Consider the following 15,313-nt stretch of genomic DNA (forward strand, 5'->3'; position numbering starts at 1 on the left):
CTGGCGGATCATTAACGGCCGGGTGCAGTGCTCCATCTGCTTCCGCGCCGACCCAACCAATCACCGGCCGTGTCGTTCCTGCGGGGAGGTGACCTGGGTGGCGAAGTACGGGACGGACGGGCCGCTTTGCAGCCGGTGTTATCGGCAGCCGGAGGCCGCATGCAGCCGCTGCGACTTGACCCGTTCCGTCGCGGCGCTGATCGAGACCGAGCCGGTCTGCCTGGCTTGCTATAACTCCATCCGCATGCGCCCCCGCGCGTGCGGCATCTGCGGCGCGGCGAAGCTGGTGCCGTATCGCCGCAGCGGGGTCGCGGTCTGCGCGAGCTGCGCCGGGGCGAAGAAGTACGTGCAGTGCAAGTCGTGCGGGACGGACGAGCGGAGGCTGTATGGGGCGCGGTGCGCGCCGTGCGCGCTGCCGGACAAAGTGCATGCGTTGATCGCCGACTCGACCGGTCACCCGCATCCGCAGCTTCTGCCCGTGGCGAAGTACTTGCTCAACAACCCGAGCAACCCCAACTCCCGCCTCGAGTGGGTCACTGGCGGCGCCGGTGCACGGATCCTTCGCCGCATGGCTGCGGGAGAGATCCCTGTCTCGCTGCGGGCCGTCGCCGAGCTGCCGGTCACCGCCGCGACCAGCTATGTCGCCGCATTGCTGGTCGAATCAGGCGCGGTGCCCACGGATGATTTCGCTCGGATTCGGTTCGAGGTGTGGCTGACCGGTCTGCTCCGATCGATTCCCGACAGCCGGGACCGGGGCATCGTCCAGCAGTACGCGTCCTGGGTCGTCAAGCGAAGGTTCGCCGTCGCGGCCGAGAACACCGACCCGCTGAACCGCAGCCAGCGTGCCCGGCACGAATTGATCGAGATCCGGAGCTTCCTCGCGGTCATCCGCGACGCCGGCTACGGGCTCGAGGACGCCCCGCAACGGCTCTACGACGAGTACTGCGCCGGGCGCGGTGACCCCGCTGAGCAGCTCGTGCGCTTCCTGCGATGGGCACGAACCCAACACCTCACCCGGCTGAAAAGCGACTACCGAACCCAGGTCAAGCGAGGCCCGACCGTCTCTGACGATCAGCGGTGGGAATGGGTACGGACCCTCCTCACACGCGAGGACATCAGCCTCGGACCCCGCGTGGTCGGACTGCTCACCCTCCTGTTCGGTGTCCCCGTGACCCGCATCGTCACGCTGCGCCGAACCGCCGTCACTCTCGACGAGAAGAAGATCACAGTCGCGTTCGGGCCGGACCCCGTCCAGTTACCGCCGCTTCTGGCCGAGCTGCTGCGACGAGTCATCGAGACCCCGCCGCGGTCTCCGCTCGTTGACGACAAGTGGGTCTTCCGCGGACTGCGCCCTGGCGCCCACCTCGCCAATGGCAGTGTTTCCGCAGCCCTCCGCCCCGCCGGCATATCCGTTCAGCAAGGGCGATTGGTCGCGCTGACAAACCTGAGCCGCGACCTGCAACCCGCCGTCGTCGCCGACCTCATCGGCGTCACCGCGGTCACCGCAGCACGATGGAGCACCCATGCCGGCGGCGATTGGGGCATTTATCCGATGCTGCGGGACTCACCATAGACGAGGACCCGCCATTCCATCTGACATCCGGGTCGATCCGGATGCGTTCAGCACCACGCGGAAAGCTCTCCGACTCGGCACCCTCGTAAGGTCGCTATGGGCCAAGAAGACCGGACAGATCCCCCGCTCCGTTCCTCCGGGCGAGGTCTTTCCCTGCCTTCACCAACGGCCGCCGCGAATGCTGCCCGCGATGTCCTTCACCTCGGTGAGGGCCGCAATGGCCCGACCGCTGTCTCCTCCGAACAGGCCGCCAAGGAGCGGTGTCCAGCCGACGCCCGCGGCTTCCGCCTCGGCCAGCATGCGCCCCTCGGGCGAGGTGTCCACGTGGCGGTAGCGGTAGGTGTAGCGTCCGTATCCCTTCCTCCCGCCCCAGAATCCCGGGCTCTGAAGCCTGCCGTCTGTAGCCACGGCGTCCAGGAGCACCTCGACTTGATCGAAAGCCTCCGAGTACTCATCGTCACTGACGAAGTCGTCGGCGAACAGTGGTGCCAGCAGAGTGTGGATGTGATCGGAGATGGGCGTGAATCGGACAGGGACCCGTCCTCGTGCCAGGCCATCTATCAGCTCATCGTCGAGCGGCACGTGCTCGTCTCGTTTGCAGAGCACTGATCCGAGCCAGTTCCAATCCCCGACAATGGACGAGACGCCGGAAACCGCAATGAACGGAACGCGGGCGTTGGTTGCGCTCACAACCGCATCCTCCGTGCCCGCTCGGAACATGGTGAAGTTGCGCTTGCTGAACGCGCCCAGGGCGAGAACGTAGGTCAGGATGAGGGTCGGGTATTGGTGTGCGTAGCGGTGCAGATTGAGTCCCTCGAGCTGTACCGATTCCTGCCCGAAAGCACGCATCGTCTTGGCGACCTCCGGCGCGTGTTGCGGCAAACCGTAAGCGCCCACGAGCTTGAAGGGTTCGAGCAGATCGACCACGATGCTCTCGTAGTCCAGCATCCGCGCCAGCCAGATCTTGACCATCGCCGCGTCCAAGTTGCCGCCTTCACCGAGTATGGGGAAACGGTCACGATTCGCGAGAGCGGTCAACGCCGGTCGACGCAACGCGGTCATGTAGTTGTCGAAGTCCATCACGAGTGTGGGATTGCGGATCAGGTCGCGAAGATACTCGAGGGTGGTGTCGGCCCTCTTGGCGGCCGCGACCGCGCTTACTACCGAGGGCGACGGAACTCCGGGCATGGAGCCCATCACCCGGTGGATCGCAGTCACCAACCGTGCGGTCTGAGCGGTCTTCTGCTCACCGAAGAGATCAACCCGGTGGATCGTGCGATCGAGGAATCTGCCGCCGCCGAGATCGACCGAGGGGATCTCGCATTCGTCGAATCGAACCGTCATCAGCCAGCTGGTGTCGAGAGGACGCAGCCGATACTCATCGGCCGCGATCATCAGCTCCTCGAACTGATATGACGTCTCCCTGCTGCTGAGGGCGGCCGAAAAGCATGCAAGGAAGACGAGCGTGCCGCCCTGGATGGCTTCGCGGATCTTCTGCTTCCAGTTGTCGCCCGGCCAGAGATTCGCGGTATCGCGCCAGACCGTGAACTCAGCCGCCTCCAGTACCTTCTGCAACTCGTCGACGTGGGGCGCGTCCTCGCGAAGGTATGAGAGGAAGACATGCTTGCTGGTCATGAGGCAACCGTATCGACGCGTCCGGACGTTCGACGTCGGGAGAGAACCACTCACTTGTTATGCGTCCATCGTGGCTGACCTTCGCGGCTGTTGGTCGGCCCGCGTCAGGAGCGACGATTCCTGACAAGATTGCGCGGGAGGAGGCAACATGCGCAGAAAGGTGGACCGAGGCGTATCGGCGATTATTGTCGCGCTCATCGGCATGATCGTTATGACGGGATGCACGAACCTGTGGCGTATGGGCGTAGACGGTACGGGTGACCGCGTTCAATGTTCAGATGGCACTTGGTCGAACTCCGGCGGGAACTCAGGTGCGTGCAGCGGGCACGGTGGAGTCGGCGGCGGCGGTGACTCCGTTGACGGCGAGACCGAGCCTGTTGAGCCCGTTGACGACATCGAGGTTCCGCCCGGCTACTTCGACATGGGGTCAGGGTTGGCGTTCAGGTGGGCGGACAACGCCAACTGCAATCCAACGGAGAATCCCTATCTCGTCTGCTGGGGGGTGGAAGTACTTGCGCTGCGTGACTGTCTCCCTCTTCCCGTCGATGCTCTAATTAAGGACGGCAGCGACAACCTCGTCGACACCATCCAAAGCTCGCTGCCAATGTCCATGAATGCTGGTGAGAGACAAGTCGCCGATCTCCTCCTCGCAGTTCCCCGTTCTGATGCCACCTCGGAGTACTTCGCCGAGATTCAGATGCTCGAGTGTTGGGAGTAGCTCGACTCGCACGCTCCTTATCTCGGCTCGCCACCGGGCGTTGAGGTGGAACATCCAGCGATACCCTGGATCGCCTCACGGATCTTCCGCTTCAAGTTGTCGCCCGGCCAGAGATTCGCGGTATCGCGCCAGACCGTGAACTCAGCCGCCTCCAGTACCTTCTGCAACTCGTCGACGTGGGGCGCGTCCTCGCGAAGGCGTGAGAGGAAGACATGCTTGCTGGTCATGAGCCAGCCGTATCGATGCGCCCGGACGTTCGACGTCGGACAAGGCGACGTCCGGTTAGGCAATCCAGGAGACTGTGGGGTCGCGATCTCCAGCGTCCGTCGGGCGGCTGCCGATCGCGAGGCGAGCCGATCAGATCAGTAGCAGGACGTGCCCGCTCTCTCGTAACTCAGATCACAATCCACGGCGTTGATGGCAGGTTGCCCGAGGAGCGCCAAGACCAGCCCGATCCCGAATGTGAGGACAGCGATCTTCCACCATTCCCAGCGGGGCTTTCCATCTGGTCGCGGTGTGGGGGGCCCACCGAGGAACCATCCGGAGGCGACGAGCACTCCAGCGGCCAGGACGTTGAGGACACTCCATACGCCCCGGTCGAGCGGGAAGAATGCGGCAGGCGCCCACAGGAGAAAGATGGGGATCGCCGCGAACAACCACCCCTGTTGCTTGTTGCGGACGGCATGGACGCCGACGAACACCGCAGTGATGCTGAGCGTCCATCTGAGGAAAATGTAGTACTCGTATGGCCAGGGAAGTATCGCCAGCAGCGACAAGAACGCCGCGATGATCGTGACAACGAACGCGGGATGCTGCTCGGTGAAGGGCGCGGTTACGGAGCGGCTCGATGGCGATGCGCCGACGTTCGGTGTCGGGGACGAGCTGGCCAGCCATTTCCCCCCATCCCAGTAGCGCATCTGGTTGCGCGCGTGTGGCGCTGGGTACCAGCCCGCTGGCACGGAGGAATCAGGGCGGGGCGCGTTCACCCACCAGTCGTAGTACGCGCGAGCTAGGTTCGGGTCGCCAGCGATCTGCTCGGCCTCTGCGTCGGTGATATTCAGTCCGACACGCCTGCGCGCGGCGTCATTGCGAAGAACGTTCAAGAACTGCTGGAACGAAGTGTGTGCCACTACCAGATGTTGTCACATGAAGCTCGCGGCGTGCGCCTTCTCCTCGCCCGCTCTATTCGCGCCACTCGGATACGGGTCTCCACCAGTACCAAGGGCATCGACTACGAGATCCTCGACCTGTCCGAAGACCCCGCGGCGCTCGAGCACGTGAAGTCGCTCGGCTACCTGCAGGCCCCCGTCGTCATCACCGACGAAGACCACTGGTCGGGCTTCCGTCCCGACAAGATCGACGAGCTCGCCGCGCGACTCGCATGATCACACCACGAGAGGGCCGCACCCCACACCGGATGCGGCCCTCTCCGCGTCCCAGGACGTTGATTTATGGGGTCAGGTCATCCTATATTTGATGGGTAGAGACCATGCTGATCTGCCTGATCAGTAACCCAGGAGGTGAGAGCGTGACCGCGAAGAAGATCAACGTCATCGGCTACCGCGATATCGCGGCCAAGCTCGGCGTCAGCGTGAAGTACATCCACAATCTCGCCGGCACCGGCGAGATGAGCGATCCCGACTTCCCGCAGCCCACCACGCCCGAATGGATGCGATCCCCGGGCTTCGACGAAGACGACGTCGACCGGTGGATCGCACTGCGCGCAGCGCGTGCGCAGCGCGGAAAGAGCGGCCGGCCGCCGGCGCTCGGCTACACGCGCATCCAGGTCTCTCCCGACGTCAACAAGAAGATCCTGCAGCGCATCCGCAAGGCCGGGACGTTCCGTGAGTTCACCGAGCTCGCCGGAATCTCCGATCAGGCTCTGCGAACCCGCTTCACCGGCCGCACACGCTGGCGCAGCGTCGAGCTCGAGGCTTTCGCCACACGACTCGGCACCACCGTGGACGAACTCACGGCAGAGCCCCTCGCGGGCGAGCTCGACGTCGACTAGGAGAAGCCCCATGCCTCGAACGCCTCTGCGGGAAGCCATTGCCGAGCTCGCGATCGCCATCGAGAGCGGCGAACTCCCTCGAGTGGTGTCAGCCGACGAATCCACTCTCGACGCGATCCGCTTCGTCTTCCAACAGTGGTACCCGCTCACCGACAACGCGGGCCTGGAGCTGTCAGCCTCTGCCGAGGAGATCGGCCAGGCATACTTCGCACGCGGCGCCGACCCCGACAGCTGGGCGTGGGCGCCGTCGTCTGCATGACCACAAGCGAAAGGGCGGAGAAGGTGAGCGAACTTACTGAGCGGGTGCAGCAGCTGACGCCTGCCGAGCTCGTCTTCTCGCTGCGCGAGGTGGCCGAGAACGTCGAGCTCATCGACCCCGACATCACCGCCGCGCTGCTCACGCGAGCCGCCGACGACCTGGCTCGAGCGCATTCAGAGGAAGCACCCGACGATGCGAGCTGACCACCCAACTGAACCCGAGCGGCCGTGGGATGAAGGCCGACTCGGCACGGTACTGTCCAACAGCTATGCGGCGTTCGGGCGCCGCGGCCGCGTCGACGCGACGCGCGCCGCGGCCCAGCTCGGCGTCTCACCCTCCACCGTCCGCCGATGGGTGCGCCACGGCATCCCTGCGCGCCGGCTTCCCGAGATCCAGGAGCGCATTCTCCCGCCGGCATCCATGTTCGCTCAGGAGCAACGAGAGCTTGCCCACGCCCGGGAATCACTCTGGGACATCGTCGATCGAGGCGCCCCCGTCAACCCCGCCTGGGTCAAGCAGGGGTGGCTCAAGCCGCATACCCTCGCGATCGTTCTCCTCCGCGACCGCGGGGTATGCGTCCCCCGGATCTCCCGTACCGGCTCCGATCGCTCCGGAGAACGCCTCACCGCCGCCGGCGGCATCATCATCGAGCAGCTCGAGTTCCGCAATCGCTTCCGCGCCCAGGTAGCCAAAGGGGAGCTGCTCGAGGCCGTCCGCGACTGGAGGATCGTGATCCCCAGCGGACAGATCCACCCGGGCCGTACGCAAGCGTGGCTCGCTGACGCACCCAGACCCTCCCTCGACCATCTTCGCGACCACCCCCAGGTGAAGATCCCCGTCACCAAGCCGCGGAAGCAGTCACACACCACCGTCCGCAAAACCACGGCCGAGAAGGGACCCTGACCGATGCTCGGACAAATCCCCATCTCTCTCCCCGAGGACCACGAGCTGCTCGCCGTGGCCACGATCGCGCTCGACAGGGCAGGGGAGTACAGCCTGAGCATCCACAATGTCGTCGACGCCACGATCACGATGACACCCGCCCAGCAGGCCAACGCGCTGCGGATCCTCGCCACCGGCGTCGAAGCCGAGGCGGTCGGCCGAGAGGAGCAGCCATGATCGAACGAATGGTCCTCGTGATGGGCATCGCCATGCTCGCTACGCTCGCCGCTACCGGCGCGATCTTCGCCCCTCTCACCGGCACACCGTGGCTCGATGCGCTCCTGGCCCCCGGCATCGTCATCGCCGCGACCGCGGCCCTCGGAGCTCTCATCGCCCTCGCTGGCGCGATCATGCAGCGCGCGGATCCGATCTGGGCTGCCGGCGGCGCGGTCACCGTCGACGACGACCACAACCTCACCCTCTCCACGAAGCGGTTCCTGCGTGCGCCCGAGCCGACCGCCACCGTCCGCCTCGACCAGGTCACGGTCGCTACCTGGTACATCAGTCCGTTCAGCAGATCCGGGACGCTCTCGATCCAGCTGTGGGACCACGACCCGGAGATCACCTTCGGGATCTTCGGGCTCATGCCGCAGTCCGGGACCGAGCCGCTCGCCGATATCTCCACCCGCATCCTCGACGCCTCACCCACCGCCGCGGCGCGACTGCAGCACTACCTCGAGCAGCGCATCGACGCCGGCACCCTCGAGTGCAACTTCACGCCCCACGACTTCGAGCCCATCCCCGAGCTCCGGCCTCCGCTCGAGCCGGGCATCACATTCAGCGCGGATGGCCGCGAGATCCGTTATCGCAAGCCCGACCCGGACGAGACGCCATGACCGCCGGCCTGTAAGTCGCCGAGGGCGTGGACCTTCCCCTCGAGCTCATCACCAGCTCCAACGGCATCCTGGCCAAGAAGGGCGGCGCCGGGAAGACCAGCGCGGCCGTCGTGTTGCTCGAGGAAATGCACCAGGTGGGCGTGCCCGTCATCGTCGTCGATCCCAAGGGCGACTGGGTGCTCACTGCGACCATCGTCACATCGGATGCCGTACAGACTCTCGCCGGCACCCACGACCGCAACCCAGTCATCCTCCCCGAGCACATATGGCTGCATTGGCTCGACCCGTCCCTTATCGGCGACCAGGCACTCGTCGACGAGGCCGTGCACGCCGGCGTTGCCGAGGCATCCGGCCTCGAGTTCGACGCGGTCAGCCCGTTCGGGATCCGCGCCAACGGTCCCGAGCTCCTCGAACCGCTGCCGCAGTAGCGCCGGCTGGCAGGCTGGGATCGGTTCGCCCGCACGGGGCGCCGGGTACCGGCGCCGTCCCACGAGGTGAGGCCGGCTTGCCGGCATCGCAGGGACGGGCCGCGCAGCGGTAAGCCGTCCCCGACGGCCGTCGGGGAGGGTCCGGGGCGCTGCGCGCCCCTCCGGGTCGGCCCGGCAGGCCGGGCCTCCGGCCTCGGTGGGGTCGGCGCTGCGCGCCCTCCGGCGGCGTGCTGGGGTGGCCCGTTCTGGGGAGCCGGCTGCCTGCCGCTGTGGGGGGTCTACGGCCAGCGGGCTACCTGTGGGTGCCCTGCGGATTCGAGTGCGTCACAGAGGGCATAGAAGGCGTCGAGGCGGTCTTTGTGCCAGGCGTCTGCCTCGTGGCCGGAGGGGCGGGTGCAGCGCCCTGCGGTGGCCTTGCAGCGGGGGCAGGGCACATCGGCGGCGTGGGGTTCGACGGTGAAGTGTTCACGGTTGCAGGGGCGGCACCAGGCGAGTTCGAGGGGGCGGCCTGCGGTGTCGATCATGTGGGGGCGGGCGCGTTCGTATTCGGCGTAGCTCTGGGGTCTGGGCATCGGCTGCCGGAGGGTGCTGGCGGTCATCCTCTCCCCCGTTCCTGTGGTCGGTTCGGCGCTGCGCGCCGAGGCGGGTTAGCTGGCGGGTTCGTAGGGGTTCGGCCCGACGCTGAACGGTGCTCCCGGCTCGGGGGATGTCACGGCGTAGAGCGCGGCTTCGACGCCCTCCTCCCACGCCCTCGCGCAGTGCCCCTCGCCCAGCAGGGCGGTGTGGTCGCTCACGAGCGCCTGCAGTGCCTCTGCGAGCGCGATCTCGTGGTCGGTGGGTCGGTGGGTCACGTTGCCGGTCAGTGCGGCGAGCGCGGCCTCTGCTGTAGCGATGGTCTGGGCGGTCATTTCGGCCTCTTTCGGTGCTGTGATCCCGATGTCGGAACCTATGTCTATATTAGTAGCTGTCAAGTCAACTAATCAAGAAAGGTAGGGCCTGACATGAGCATGTGGACATCGGTGACGATCACCTTCCCGAACCGGGAGGAGGTCGCCGCGCTGGAGAGCATGGTGGCGCTGTGGAACGCGAGCGTGGACTGCGAGCACGGCCTGGAGATCGGCGAGAGCCTCCGCGAGGAGCGGGTCTATCTGGGCGGGCGGGCGCTCGGATTCGACTCGGACTTCGGTCTCGACGATGAGGGTGCGCACCTGGCGTACCACGACAAGTACGAGACCGAGGGACTCGCCACGTTCGGGGAAGCGTTCACGCACCGCTACCCGACCGCGACGGTGCTGATCGAGACCGAGTGGACCGGCGAGGAGCCGAGCGTCACCCGCGAGCAATGGCAGGGCGGGCGCATCGTGGCCGAGCGCACGAGCGCGGGGAACCTGGAGCCGGTCTACGAGCCGGGACACTCCCCCGCCGAGGTGCTCGACCGGCTGCGCGCCGAGCTGCGCGAGCTGGCCGAGCTGCTGGGCCGGATCGAGGTGGGCGAGGACTTCTTCGAGCACTTCACCCGCCGCGAAGCCGAGGCCCTCGCCACGGTCTACGACACCGCCGACATGGCCGAGATCGCCGGTGAGATCCGTCGCAAGTGCGCCGAGGCCGACCCCGAGGCATGGGCCGAGGAGGTCGATGCCATGACCTCCTGATCCCCGTCACTCCCTAGGCGGATAGGGGCCACCTCCCAATGTCGGAGGTGGCCCCTATATTTGTACGCGTCAAGTCAACTAATCACCGTTCTAGGGAGGACATCATGACTGACATCACCACCACCGGAACCGACACCGCGGCCGAGCTGGGCGAGATCAGCTTCATCCGCGACAACCGGACAGTCGCCATCGGCGAGATCGCCCGGGCCGAGGCCACGGCGCGCGACGCGCTCGCCCGCGTGGCCGAGCTCGAGGCGGAGAACAACCGGCTGCGCTTCGACCAGATCACGGACGGCGGCGACCCCCGCCTCGTCGACTTCTGGGACAAGGCGGGCCGGATCGCCGACTACGCCGGGTTCTGCGCCGAGTACGACCGCCTCGCGGACGAACTGAACGGGGTGCCCCGTGAGCGTGACTTCGAGGTCCGCCTCGACATCACGATCTCCCTCACCGTCTACAAGACGGTCGCCGCTCGCGACAGCGACGGCGCGGGCGATCTCGCCTCCGAGGAGATCACCTCCGAGGACGTGATCGAGTCCATCCGCTCGAACGGTTGGAGCGGCCTGGACGTGGACGACTGGGACGCCGAGCGCGCCTGATCCACCGCTGACCGAGGGGCGGAGCCGACTTGGCTCCGCCCCTCTCTCTTGCCCCGACTGTCGGCCCGCGCGCCAATGTCCGACCCCCCTCCTATATTCGTAGGTGTCAAGTCAACTAACCCATATCTAGGAGGACACCATGACTGACGTCACCACTGGAGCGGCCGAGATCCTGGCCGGGATCGAGGATGCGCTCGGGTCGATCTTCGAGCGCATCGGCTGGGCCGAGGACGAGATCGCGCAGGCGCAGCTGCGCCACCCCGAGGACGCCGACAAGCTCTATCACTCGTTCGCCCTGCTGAGCGGCGATGAGGCATCCGCCCGGATGGGCGTGGAGATCGTCTACCGCGCCCACGTGCGCGAGATCCTCGAACGGGTCGCCCACGGGGAGGACACCCGCCCGGGCACCGCCGTGGAGGTCGTGATCGGCCTTCTCGCGGCCGCAGAGCGGGCACCGCTCTCCCATGAGGGCTTCGGGCTGTGCGCGCGACTGTGGGCTGCTGCAGGACTCCCCGACCACGACGGCTTCGCCGACAAGCTCGACCACATCGAGGCGCTGCACGCCGCGCGCATCGACAGCGACGAGATTGCCGCGCGCCGCGCCTGCCGCAACGACGCCCGGAAGCTCGGGCACATCGAGTGCGACGGCTGGCACCACGGGCGCGAGACCTCCTGCGTGTTCACTCCCACCGTCGCCTGATACCGCGGCAGGCAGGAGGGGCGGAGTCGAGCCGGCTCCGCCCCTCCTGCCTGCCCGAACCACTCCGCCGCGCCAATGTCCGACCCCCCTCCTATATTCATAGGTGTCAAGTCAACTAATCCCAATGAAAGGGGATCGACATGGGTATGGACGTCTACGGGAAGAACCCGACCGCCGAGGTCGGGCAGTACTTCCGCAACAGCGTGTGGGGCTGGCATCCGCTCGCCGACTACCTCACCGCTGCGCACCCGGCGCTGACCGCCGGATGCACCTACTGGCACAGCAACGACGGCGACGGCCTCGACGACGCTGGCGCGCTCGCCCTGGCCGACGCGCTCGACGCAGACCTCGCCAACGGCACCGTTGCGCTGTACGAGGCGGAGCGCAGCGTCTACCTCGCCGCGCTCCCGATAGAGGAGTGCTGGCTGTGCTCGGGCACCGGGGTGCGCACCGACGAGATCGGCGTGCAGAACGGCCTCGACAAGCCTCGCGACCCCGTGACCGGTCGTGGCGGGTGCAACGCCTGCAGCGGCACCGGGCAGACCGAGCCCGCGGCACTACCCGTTCGAGGTCGCCAACGTGGCCGAGTTCGCCCGCTTCGCGCGGCACAGCGGGGGCTTCGAGATCTGGTGAATCGGGCCCGGGGAGCGGGGCGATTCGCCGTCTCGCTCCCCGGGGGTTGCCAATGTCGGACCCATGCCCTATATTCGTAGTAGTCAAGTCAACTAATCATCGTTCGAGGAGGACCCCATGACCACCACCGCCCAGCCGACCATCGTCCAGGCCACCAGCGCCGCCGACTTCCTCGGCCTCATCCCCGCCCTCATCGGCTACACCCCGACCCGCTCCATCGTCGTCGTCCCCTTCCGCGGCAACCACACCGCCGGGGCCGCACGCTTCGACCTCAACGAGGACACCGACCCGCAGGCCCTCGCCAGCACCATCACCGGCATCGTCTGCCGTATCCCCGACGCCCGGGCCGTCGCCGTGGTCATCTACACCGACCAGGACGGGCACACCACCCGCCCCATCATCGGCGCCCTCCTCGACCGAGCCACCGAGTGCGGCTTCGGCATCAAGGACGCCCTCTACGTCGCCCGCGATGGCTGGGGAAGCGCCCTCACCGACGAGCAGCCCCACCCGCTCACCGAGATCAACTCCGCGCTCGCCGCAGGCCGCGCCACCACCGGCGACCAGCACAGCGGCACCGAGATCCCCGCCCCCGACGAGGACCGCCTCGAGGCCGTGCTCGCAGCGTTCGAGGACTTCGGCCTCGCCGACGTCGCCGAAACCGACTGGGTCGCACTCGCGGAGGTCGCCGCGACCACCCGGCCCGAGGAGATCGACCCGTTCGACGCGGCCAGCCTGATCTTCGCCCTCAGCCGCCCCTCCCTCCGCGACATCGCCATCGTGCAGTGGGCCACCGACGAGCACGGCGGCGAGCGGGCCGCCGAGGCGCAGGCCGGATGGGAGCACGGCGAGGAGTACCCGACCGACCTCGCCAGCATCATGTGGGGCGACGCTCCCCGACCCGACGCGCGCCGCCTGCAGTCCGCTCTCGCCACCGTGCGCCACCTGACCGCACTCGCCCCCCAGCCCCTCCGCGCGGGCCTGCTGGCGACCATCGCGTGGCTCTCCTGGGCGCTCGGGCACTCCACCCACGCCGACGCCTACGCCCGCCAGGCGCTCACGATCGAACCCGGCCACGGCCTCTCCGAGATCGTCGCCTCGTTCGTCCAGGCAGGCCACCTCCCTCGCTGGGCCTTCGAGCGTTGACCTGTACGGGGGTGGGGCGCTCGCCGCCCCACCCCCGTGCAAGTCAGAACACGCCAAGACGCTCAGCTCGACTACGGCGCGACGGCGGCGGCGGCCGACGACTTGCGCATGTCGGAGGCATGCCCTATATTAGTAGTAGTCAAGTCAGCTAATCGACAGGAGAAGGGGGCAGGCCCGCCAACCGCACAGCGGCCAGGGGAAGCGCACACCGCCTCCCCTCGGAGGGAGGGGCTCCACCCCGGAGCCCGCAGTCGCGCTCGCCGCAGCCGGCTACTCCCACGCCGACACAGAGCCACACTCGATCGCCGTCAGGCGGGTCGTCGACGGCTCAGCCCCGCGGCTTCCCTGACCGCGGCCACGGGTATGCGTCCACCCGCTCCCACGCCTCGGCGGCGGACATCGACATCCGCATGCGATCCCCCACGTGGGGCGCCTCGGCGTTCGCGCACTGCAGGAACCAAGCCCCTGCGCGCAGCGCATCGGTGAATCCGACATGCCCCGCGGCCACGGCCTCGGCGATCGCCGCGAGCTTCAACGCCTGCCGAGACGTGATCTGCACAGGAGCGTCGTCATCCGGCCCGGGCGCGTCCACGAGGGCCTGATACTGCTCGGCGACCTTCCACTCGTACTCCGGATCGGCCGGATCGATCAGCTCACCCATCGCTCAACCCTCCACTATCGGCGCGCTCGCCGCCGGGGAGGTATCAGCCACCACCACCGGCACCAGGTAGCCGGTGCGGAACGCCCGCCGCGCCTTCCGCGCCCAGGCCACCGGATCATCAGCCAGCGCGAGACGACCGCCCGGCGCTGACCGGTCCATGATGGTCACTTCCTCAAGGTCGACCCCGATGTCCCCCGAGACCCGATAAGAGCCATCGTCCTCGACACGCAGCACACCGACCGCCTCGTACCCGCTCGCCGCGGGCCGCCGGAACTCGACTTCGATCATCGGGATGTCACCTCACTCGTGCCCTGCATTTTAGAACCAGCCCCCCGGCAGCACCCGGCCCGAAGCCAGCATGATCTCCGCCCGCGCGCGCAGCGCGTCCGCGCGATCCCCCTGGAGCAACGGCGCCACACCCAACAGATCCGACGACCCCACGAGCCGATGCAACGCGCTGCGCTCGCCGTCCGTGAGCTGCGGCGCGTGGAACACTCGGCGCTGCTGGAGCAGCTGCAGGTTGTACCCGTCGCCGGTGCGGCCGAACGCGAACCCGTGGTCGATCAGGTAGAGCCGGTCCTGGTCGACGAGGAGGTTCCCGCCGTGACGGTCCTGCTGACCGATGAGGGCGTCGAAGAACCCGGCCGCGAGGATCCGCTCCTCGGGCACGACCGGCAGCGGGTTCGTCACGTTGCCCGGGACGCCCATCGACAACGAGCCGAGCCGGCCGTCGATCTCGCGCAGCACGCAGGGCGGCACGAGCTCGTCCCACGGCCCGCCGAGCTCGCGAGCCAGCGCCCACGCTGCGACCTCATGGACCGGCTGCAGCGGCCCGTCGTGCCCGTAGTCCTCGCTCGCTTCCTCATCCAGCCCGTCGAAGGGTTTGTGGTAGGCGTCTGCGCCGTCCGTCAGCCGCACCCGGATGGTCTCGTTCACCCCCGATTCCTCCGCCCACTCGAGGCCGGCCACCTCGGCATCCAGGAGGGCACGCTCGCGGGGATGCCTGCCCTGCTGCGCGGCGGTGGCGATGATCGACGGGAGAACATCCGGCCCCACCCAGAAGATGTCTGACACCTCCCGGGGGGACATTGCTCGCGCCGCCGATGCCGGCGGGGGATCCTCGAGCAGCGATGCCGGCGCGCCCGCCTCGCGCGCCCACCGCTTCGCTACGGACGGCGGCGCCTTCGCGAGGAGCGAGATCGCCTCGTCCGGCACACCCTCTGCTCGCGCCCACGAGACGACCGCCGAGCGGGCGGCGCGATTCTGCCGACGTCGGGCGTTGTGGGTGGCGCGCTCAGACTCGCTGCCGCAGTTCGGGCAGCGGCGGCCGCCCTCCTCTGCCGACCGACACATCAAGAGGCCCGGGGGTCGTCGTCTCGATCGACTCTGATGGCGATGAGCTGATGCCCTGCGGGCACGCGCTGCTCGAGCTGCTCGAGGGCGGCCGGATAGGTCGCAGCCTCGACCTCGATCCTCGTGGGCTCCGCCTCCGGCTCGCTGCGCACCGTCCCGATCAACCTCAT

23 protein-coding genes are annotated in these 15,313 nt (G+C 67.6%); 15 read left to right on the forward strand and 8 right to left on the reverse strand.

What is annotated here, in order from left to right:
• Positions 1-97: 97 nt before the first annotated feature.
• Positions 98-1,573, forward strand: a complete 1,476-nt coding sequence (locus tag AB2L57_RS17955) for a hypothetical protein (protein ID WP_409048747.1) — start codon at positions 98-100, stop codon at positions 1,571-1,573.
• Positions 1,574-1,732: 159 nt separating this feature from the next.
• On the opposite strand, the gene AB2L57_RS17960 is transcribed toward AB2L57_RS17955, so the two are convergent.
• Positions 1,733-3,208, reverse strand: coding sequence for a toll/interleukin-1 receptor domain-containing protein (locus AB2L57_RS17960; RefSeq protein WP_409048748.1), 1,476 nt, complete (start codon positions 3,206-3,208; stop codon positions 1,733-1,735).
• Between the two features lie 148 nt (positions 3,209-3,356).
• Between AB2L57_RS17960 and AB2L57_RS17965 the strand changes: the two genes are divergently transcribed.
• The gene (locus tag AB2L57_RS17965; protein ID WP_409048749.1) at positions 3,357-3,926 is read left to right on the forward strand and encodes a hypothetical protein; all 570 of its coding nucleotides are present in this window, start codon (positions 3,357-3,359) and stop codon (positions 3,924-3,926) included.
• A 17-nt stretch (positions 3,927-3,943) separates the two neighbouring features.
• On the opposite strand, the gene AB2L57_RS17970 is transcribed toward AB2L57_RS17965, so the two are convergent.
• Positions 3,944-4,153: a toll/interleukin-1 receptor domain-containing protein gene (locus AB2L57_RS17970; RefSeq protein WP_409048750.1), complete on the reverse strand. Its 210-nt coding sequence runs from the start codon at positions 4,151-4,153 to the stop codon at positions 3,944-3,946.
• A gap of 135 nt (positions 4,154-4,288) precedes the next feature.
• Entirely contained in the window at positions 4,289-5,056 is a 768-nt protein-coding gene (locus AB2L57_RS17975) for a DUF6804 family protein (RefSeq protein WP_409048751.1), read from the reverse strand.
• A gap of 30 nt (positions 5,057-5,086) precedes the next feature.
• Between AB2L57_RS17975 and AB2L57_RS17980 the strand changes: the two genes are divergently transcribed.
• The 8 genes from AB2L57_RS17980 (at position 5,087) to AB2L57_RS18015 (ending at position 8,402) form a co-directional block, all read left to right on the forward strand.
• Complete coding sequence (locus AB2L57_RS17980) at positions 5,087-5,311, forward strand: NrdH-redoxin (protein WP_409048752.1); 225 nt, start codon at positions 5,087-5,089, stop codon at positions 5,309-5,311.
• A gap of 143 nt (positions 5,312-5,454) precedes the next feature.
• Positions 5,455-5,937, forward strand: coding sequence for a helix-turn-helix transcriptional regulator (locus AB2L57_RS17985; protein ID WP_409048753.1), 483 nt, complete (start codon positions 5,455-5,457; stop codon positions 5,935-5,937).
• Positions 5,938-5,947: 10 nt separating this feature from the next.
• Positions 5,948-6,196, forward strand: a complete 249-nt coding sequence (locus tag AB2L57_RS17990) for a hypothetical protein (RefSeq protein WP_054687647.1) — start codon at positions 5,948-5,950, stop codon at positions 6,194-6,196.
• 23 nt (positions 6,197-6,219) lie between these two features.
• Positions 6,220-6,399, forward strand: a complete 180-nt coding sequence (locus tag AB2L57_RS17995) for a hypothetical protein (RefSeq protein WP_156366718.1) — start codon at positions 6,220-6,222, stop codon at positions 6,397-6,399.
• Positions 6,389-7,099 carry a hypothetical protein gene (locus tag AB2L57_RS18000; protein ID WP_409048754.1) on the forward strand — a complete coding sequence of 237 codons (711 nt, stop codon included), beginning with the start codon at positions 6,389-6,391 and terminating at the stop codon, positions 7,097-7,099. The genes AB2L57_RS17995 and AB2L57_RS18000 overlap by 11 nt, the downstream gene beginning before the upstream one ends.
• A gap of 3 nt (positions 7,100-7,102) precedes the next feature.
• A complete protein-coding gene (locus AB2L57_RS18005) occupies positions 7,103-7,315 on the forward strand; it encodes a hypothetical protein (protein ID WP_409048755.1) in 213 nt (70 codons plus the stop codon).
• Positions 7,312-7,974 carry a hypothetical protein gene (locus tag AB2L57_RS18010; RefSeq protein WP_061683575.1) on the forward strand — a complete coding sequence of 221 codons (663 nt, stop codon included), beginning with the start codon at positions 7,312-7,314 and terminating at the stop codon, positions 7,972-7,974. The genes AB2L57_RS18005 and AB2L57_RS18010 overlap by 4 nt, the downstream gene beginning before the upstream one ends.
• A 26-nt stretch (positions 7,975-8,000) precedes the next feature.
• Positions 8,001-8,402, forward strand: coding sequence for an SOS response-associated peptidase family protein (locus AB2L57_RS18015; protein WP_409048756.1), 402 nt, complete (start codon positions 8,001-8,003; stop codon positions 8,400-8,402).
• A gap of 647 nt (positions 8,403-9,049) precedes the next feature.
• Here AB2L57_RS18015 and AB2L57_RS18020 read toward each other — a convergent pair.
• Positions 9,050-9,310 (reverse strand): hypothetical protein, encoded by a 261-nt coding sequence (locus tag AB2L57_RS18020; protein ID WP_054687480.1) that lies wholly within the window; start codon positions 9,308-9,310, stop codon positions 9,050-9,052.
• A 93-nt stretch (positions 9,311-9,403) separates the two neighbouring features.
• Between AB2L57_RS18020 and AB2L57_RS18025 the strand changes: the two genes are divergently transcribed.
• The 5 genes from AB2L57_RS18025 (at position 9,404) to AB2L57_RS18045 (ending at position 13,129) form a co-directional block, all read left to right on the forward strand.
• On the forward strand, positions 9,404-10,054 hold the full coding sequence (locus AB2L57_RS18025) for a hypothetical protein (RefSeq protein WP_409048683.1): 651 nt from the start codon (positions 9,404-9,406) through the stop codon (positions 10,052-10,054).
• 104 nt (positions 10,055-10,158) lie between these two features.
• Positions 10,159-10,653 (forward strand): hypothetical protein, encoded by a 495-nt coding sequence (locus tag AB2L57_RS18030; RefSeq protein WP_054687484.1) that lies wholly within the window; start codon positions 10,159-10,161, stop codon positions 10,651-10,653.
• A 139-nt stretch (positions 10,654-10,792) separates the two neighbouring features.
• Positions 10,793-11,353, forward strand: a complete 561-nt coding sequence (locus AB2L57_RS18035) for a hypothetical protein (protein ID WP_409048684.1) — start codon at positions 10,793-10,795, stop codon at positions 11,351-11,353.
• A gap of 140 nt (positions 11,354-11,493) precedes the next feature.
• Complete coding sequence (locus AB2L57_RS18040) at positions 11,494-12,066, forward strand: hypothetical protein (RefSeq protein WP_409048685.1); 573 nt, start codon at positions 11,494-11,496, stop codon at positions 12,064-12,066.
• Positions 12,067-12,103: 37 nt separating this feature from the next.
• Positions 12,104-13,129: a DUF4192 family protein gene (locus tag AB2L57_RS18045; RefSeq protein WP_058633114.1), complete on the forward strand. Its 1,026-nt coding sequence runs from the start codon at positions 12,104-12,106 to the stop codon at positions 13,127-13,129.
• A gap of 328 nt (positions 13,130-13,457) precedes the next feature.
• Here the strand turns inward: AB2L57_RS18045 and AB2L57_RS18050 are convergent, their stop codons facing one another.
• From AB2L57_RS18050 to AB2L57_RS18065, 4 genes are all read right to left on the reverse strand, one after another.
• On the reverse strand, positions 13,458-13,790 hold the full coding sequence (locus AB2L57_RS18050; RefSeq protein ID WP_054687495.1) for a hypothetical protein: 333 nt from the start codon (positions 13,788-13,790) through the stop codon (positions 13,458-13,460).
• 3 nt (positions 13,791-13,793) lie between these two features.
• Complete coding sequence (locus AB2L57_RS18055) at positions 13,794-14,078, reverse strand: hypothetical protein (protein WP_058633116.1); 285 nt, start codon at positions 14,076-14,078, stop codon at positions 13,794-13,796.
• Between the two features lie 30 nt (positions 14,079-14,108).
• The gene (locus tag AB2L57_RS18060; protein ID WP_157557058.1) at positions 14,109-15,005 is read right to left on the reverse strand and encodes a hypothetical protein; all 897 of its coding nucleotides are present in this window, start codon (positions 15,003-15,005) and stop codon (positions 14,109-14,111) included.
• A gap of 137 nt (positions 15,006-15,142) precedes the next feature.
• The gene (locus AB2L57_RS18065; RefSeq protein ID WP_157557059.1) at positions 15,143-15,313 is read right to left on the reverse strand and encodes a hypothetical protein; all 171 of its coding nucleotides are present in this window, start codon (positions 15,311-15,313) and stop codon (positions 15,143-15,145) included.

It is taken from the genome of Microbacterium sp. HA-8 (assembly GCF_046111165.1).
In the GTDB taxonomy this organism is placed as follows: domain Bacteria; phylum Actinomycetota; class Actinomycetes; order Actinomycetales; family Microbacteriaceae; genus Microbacterium.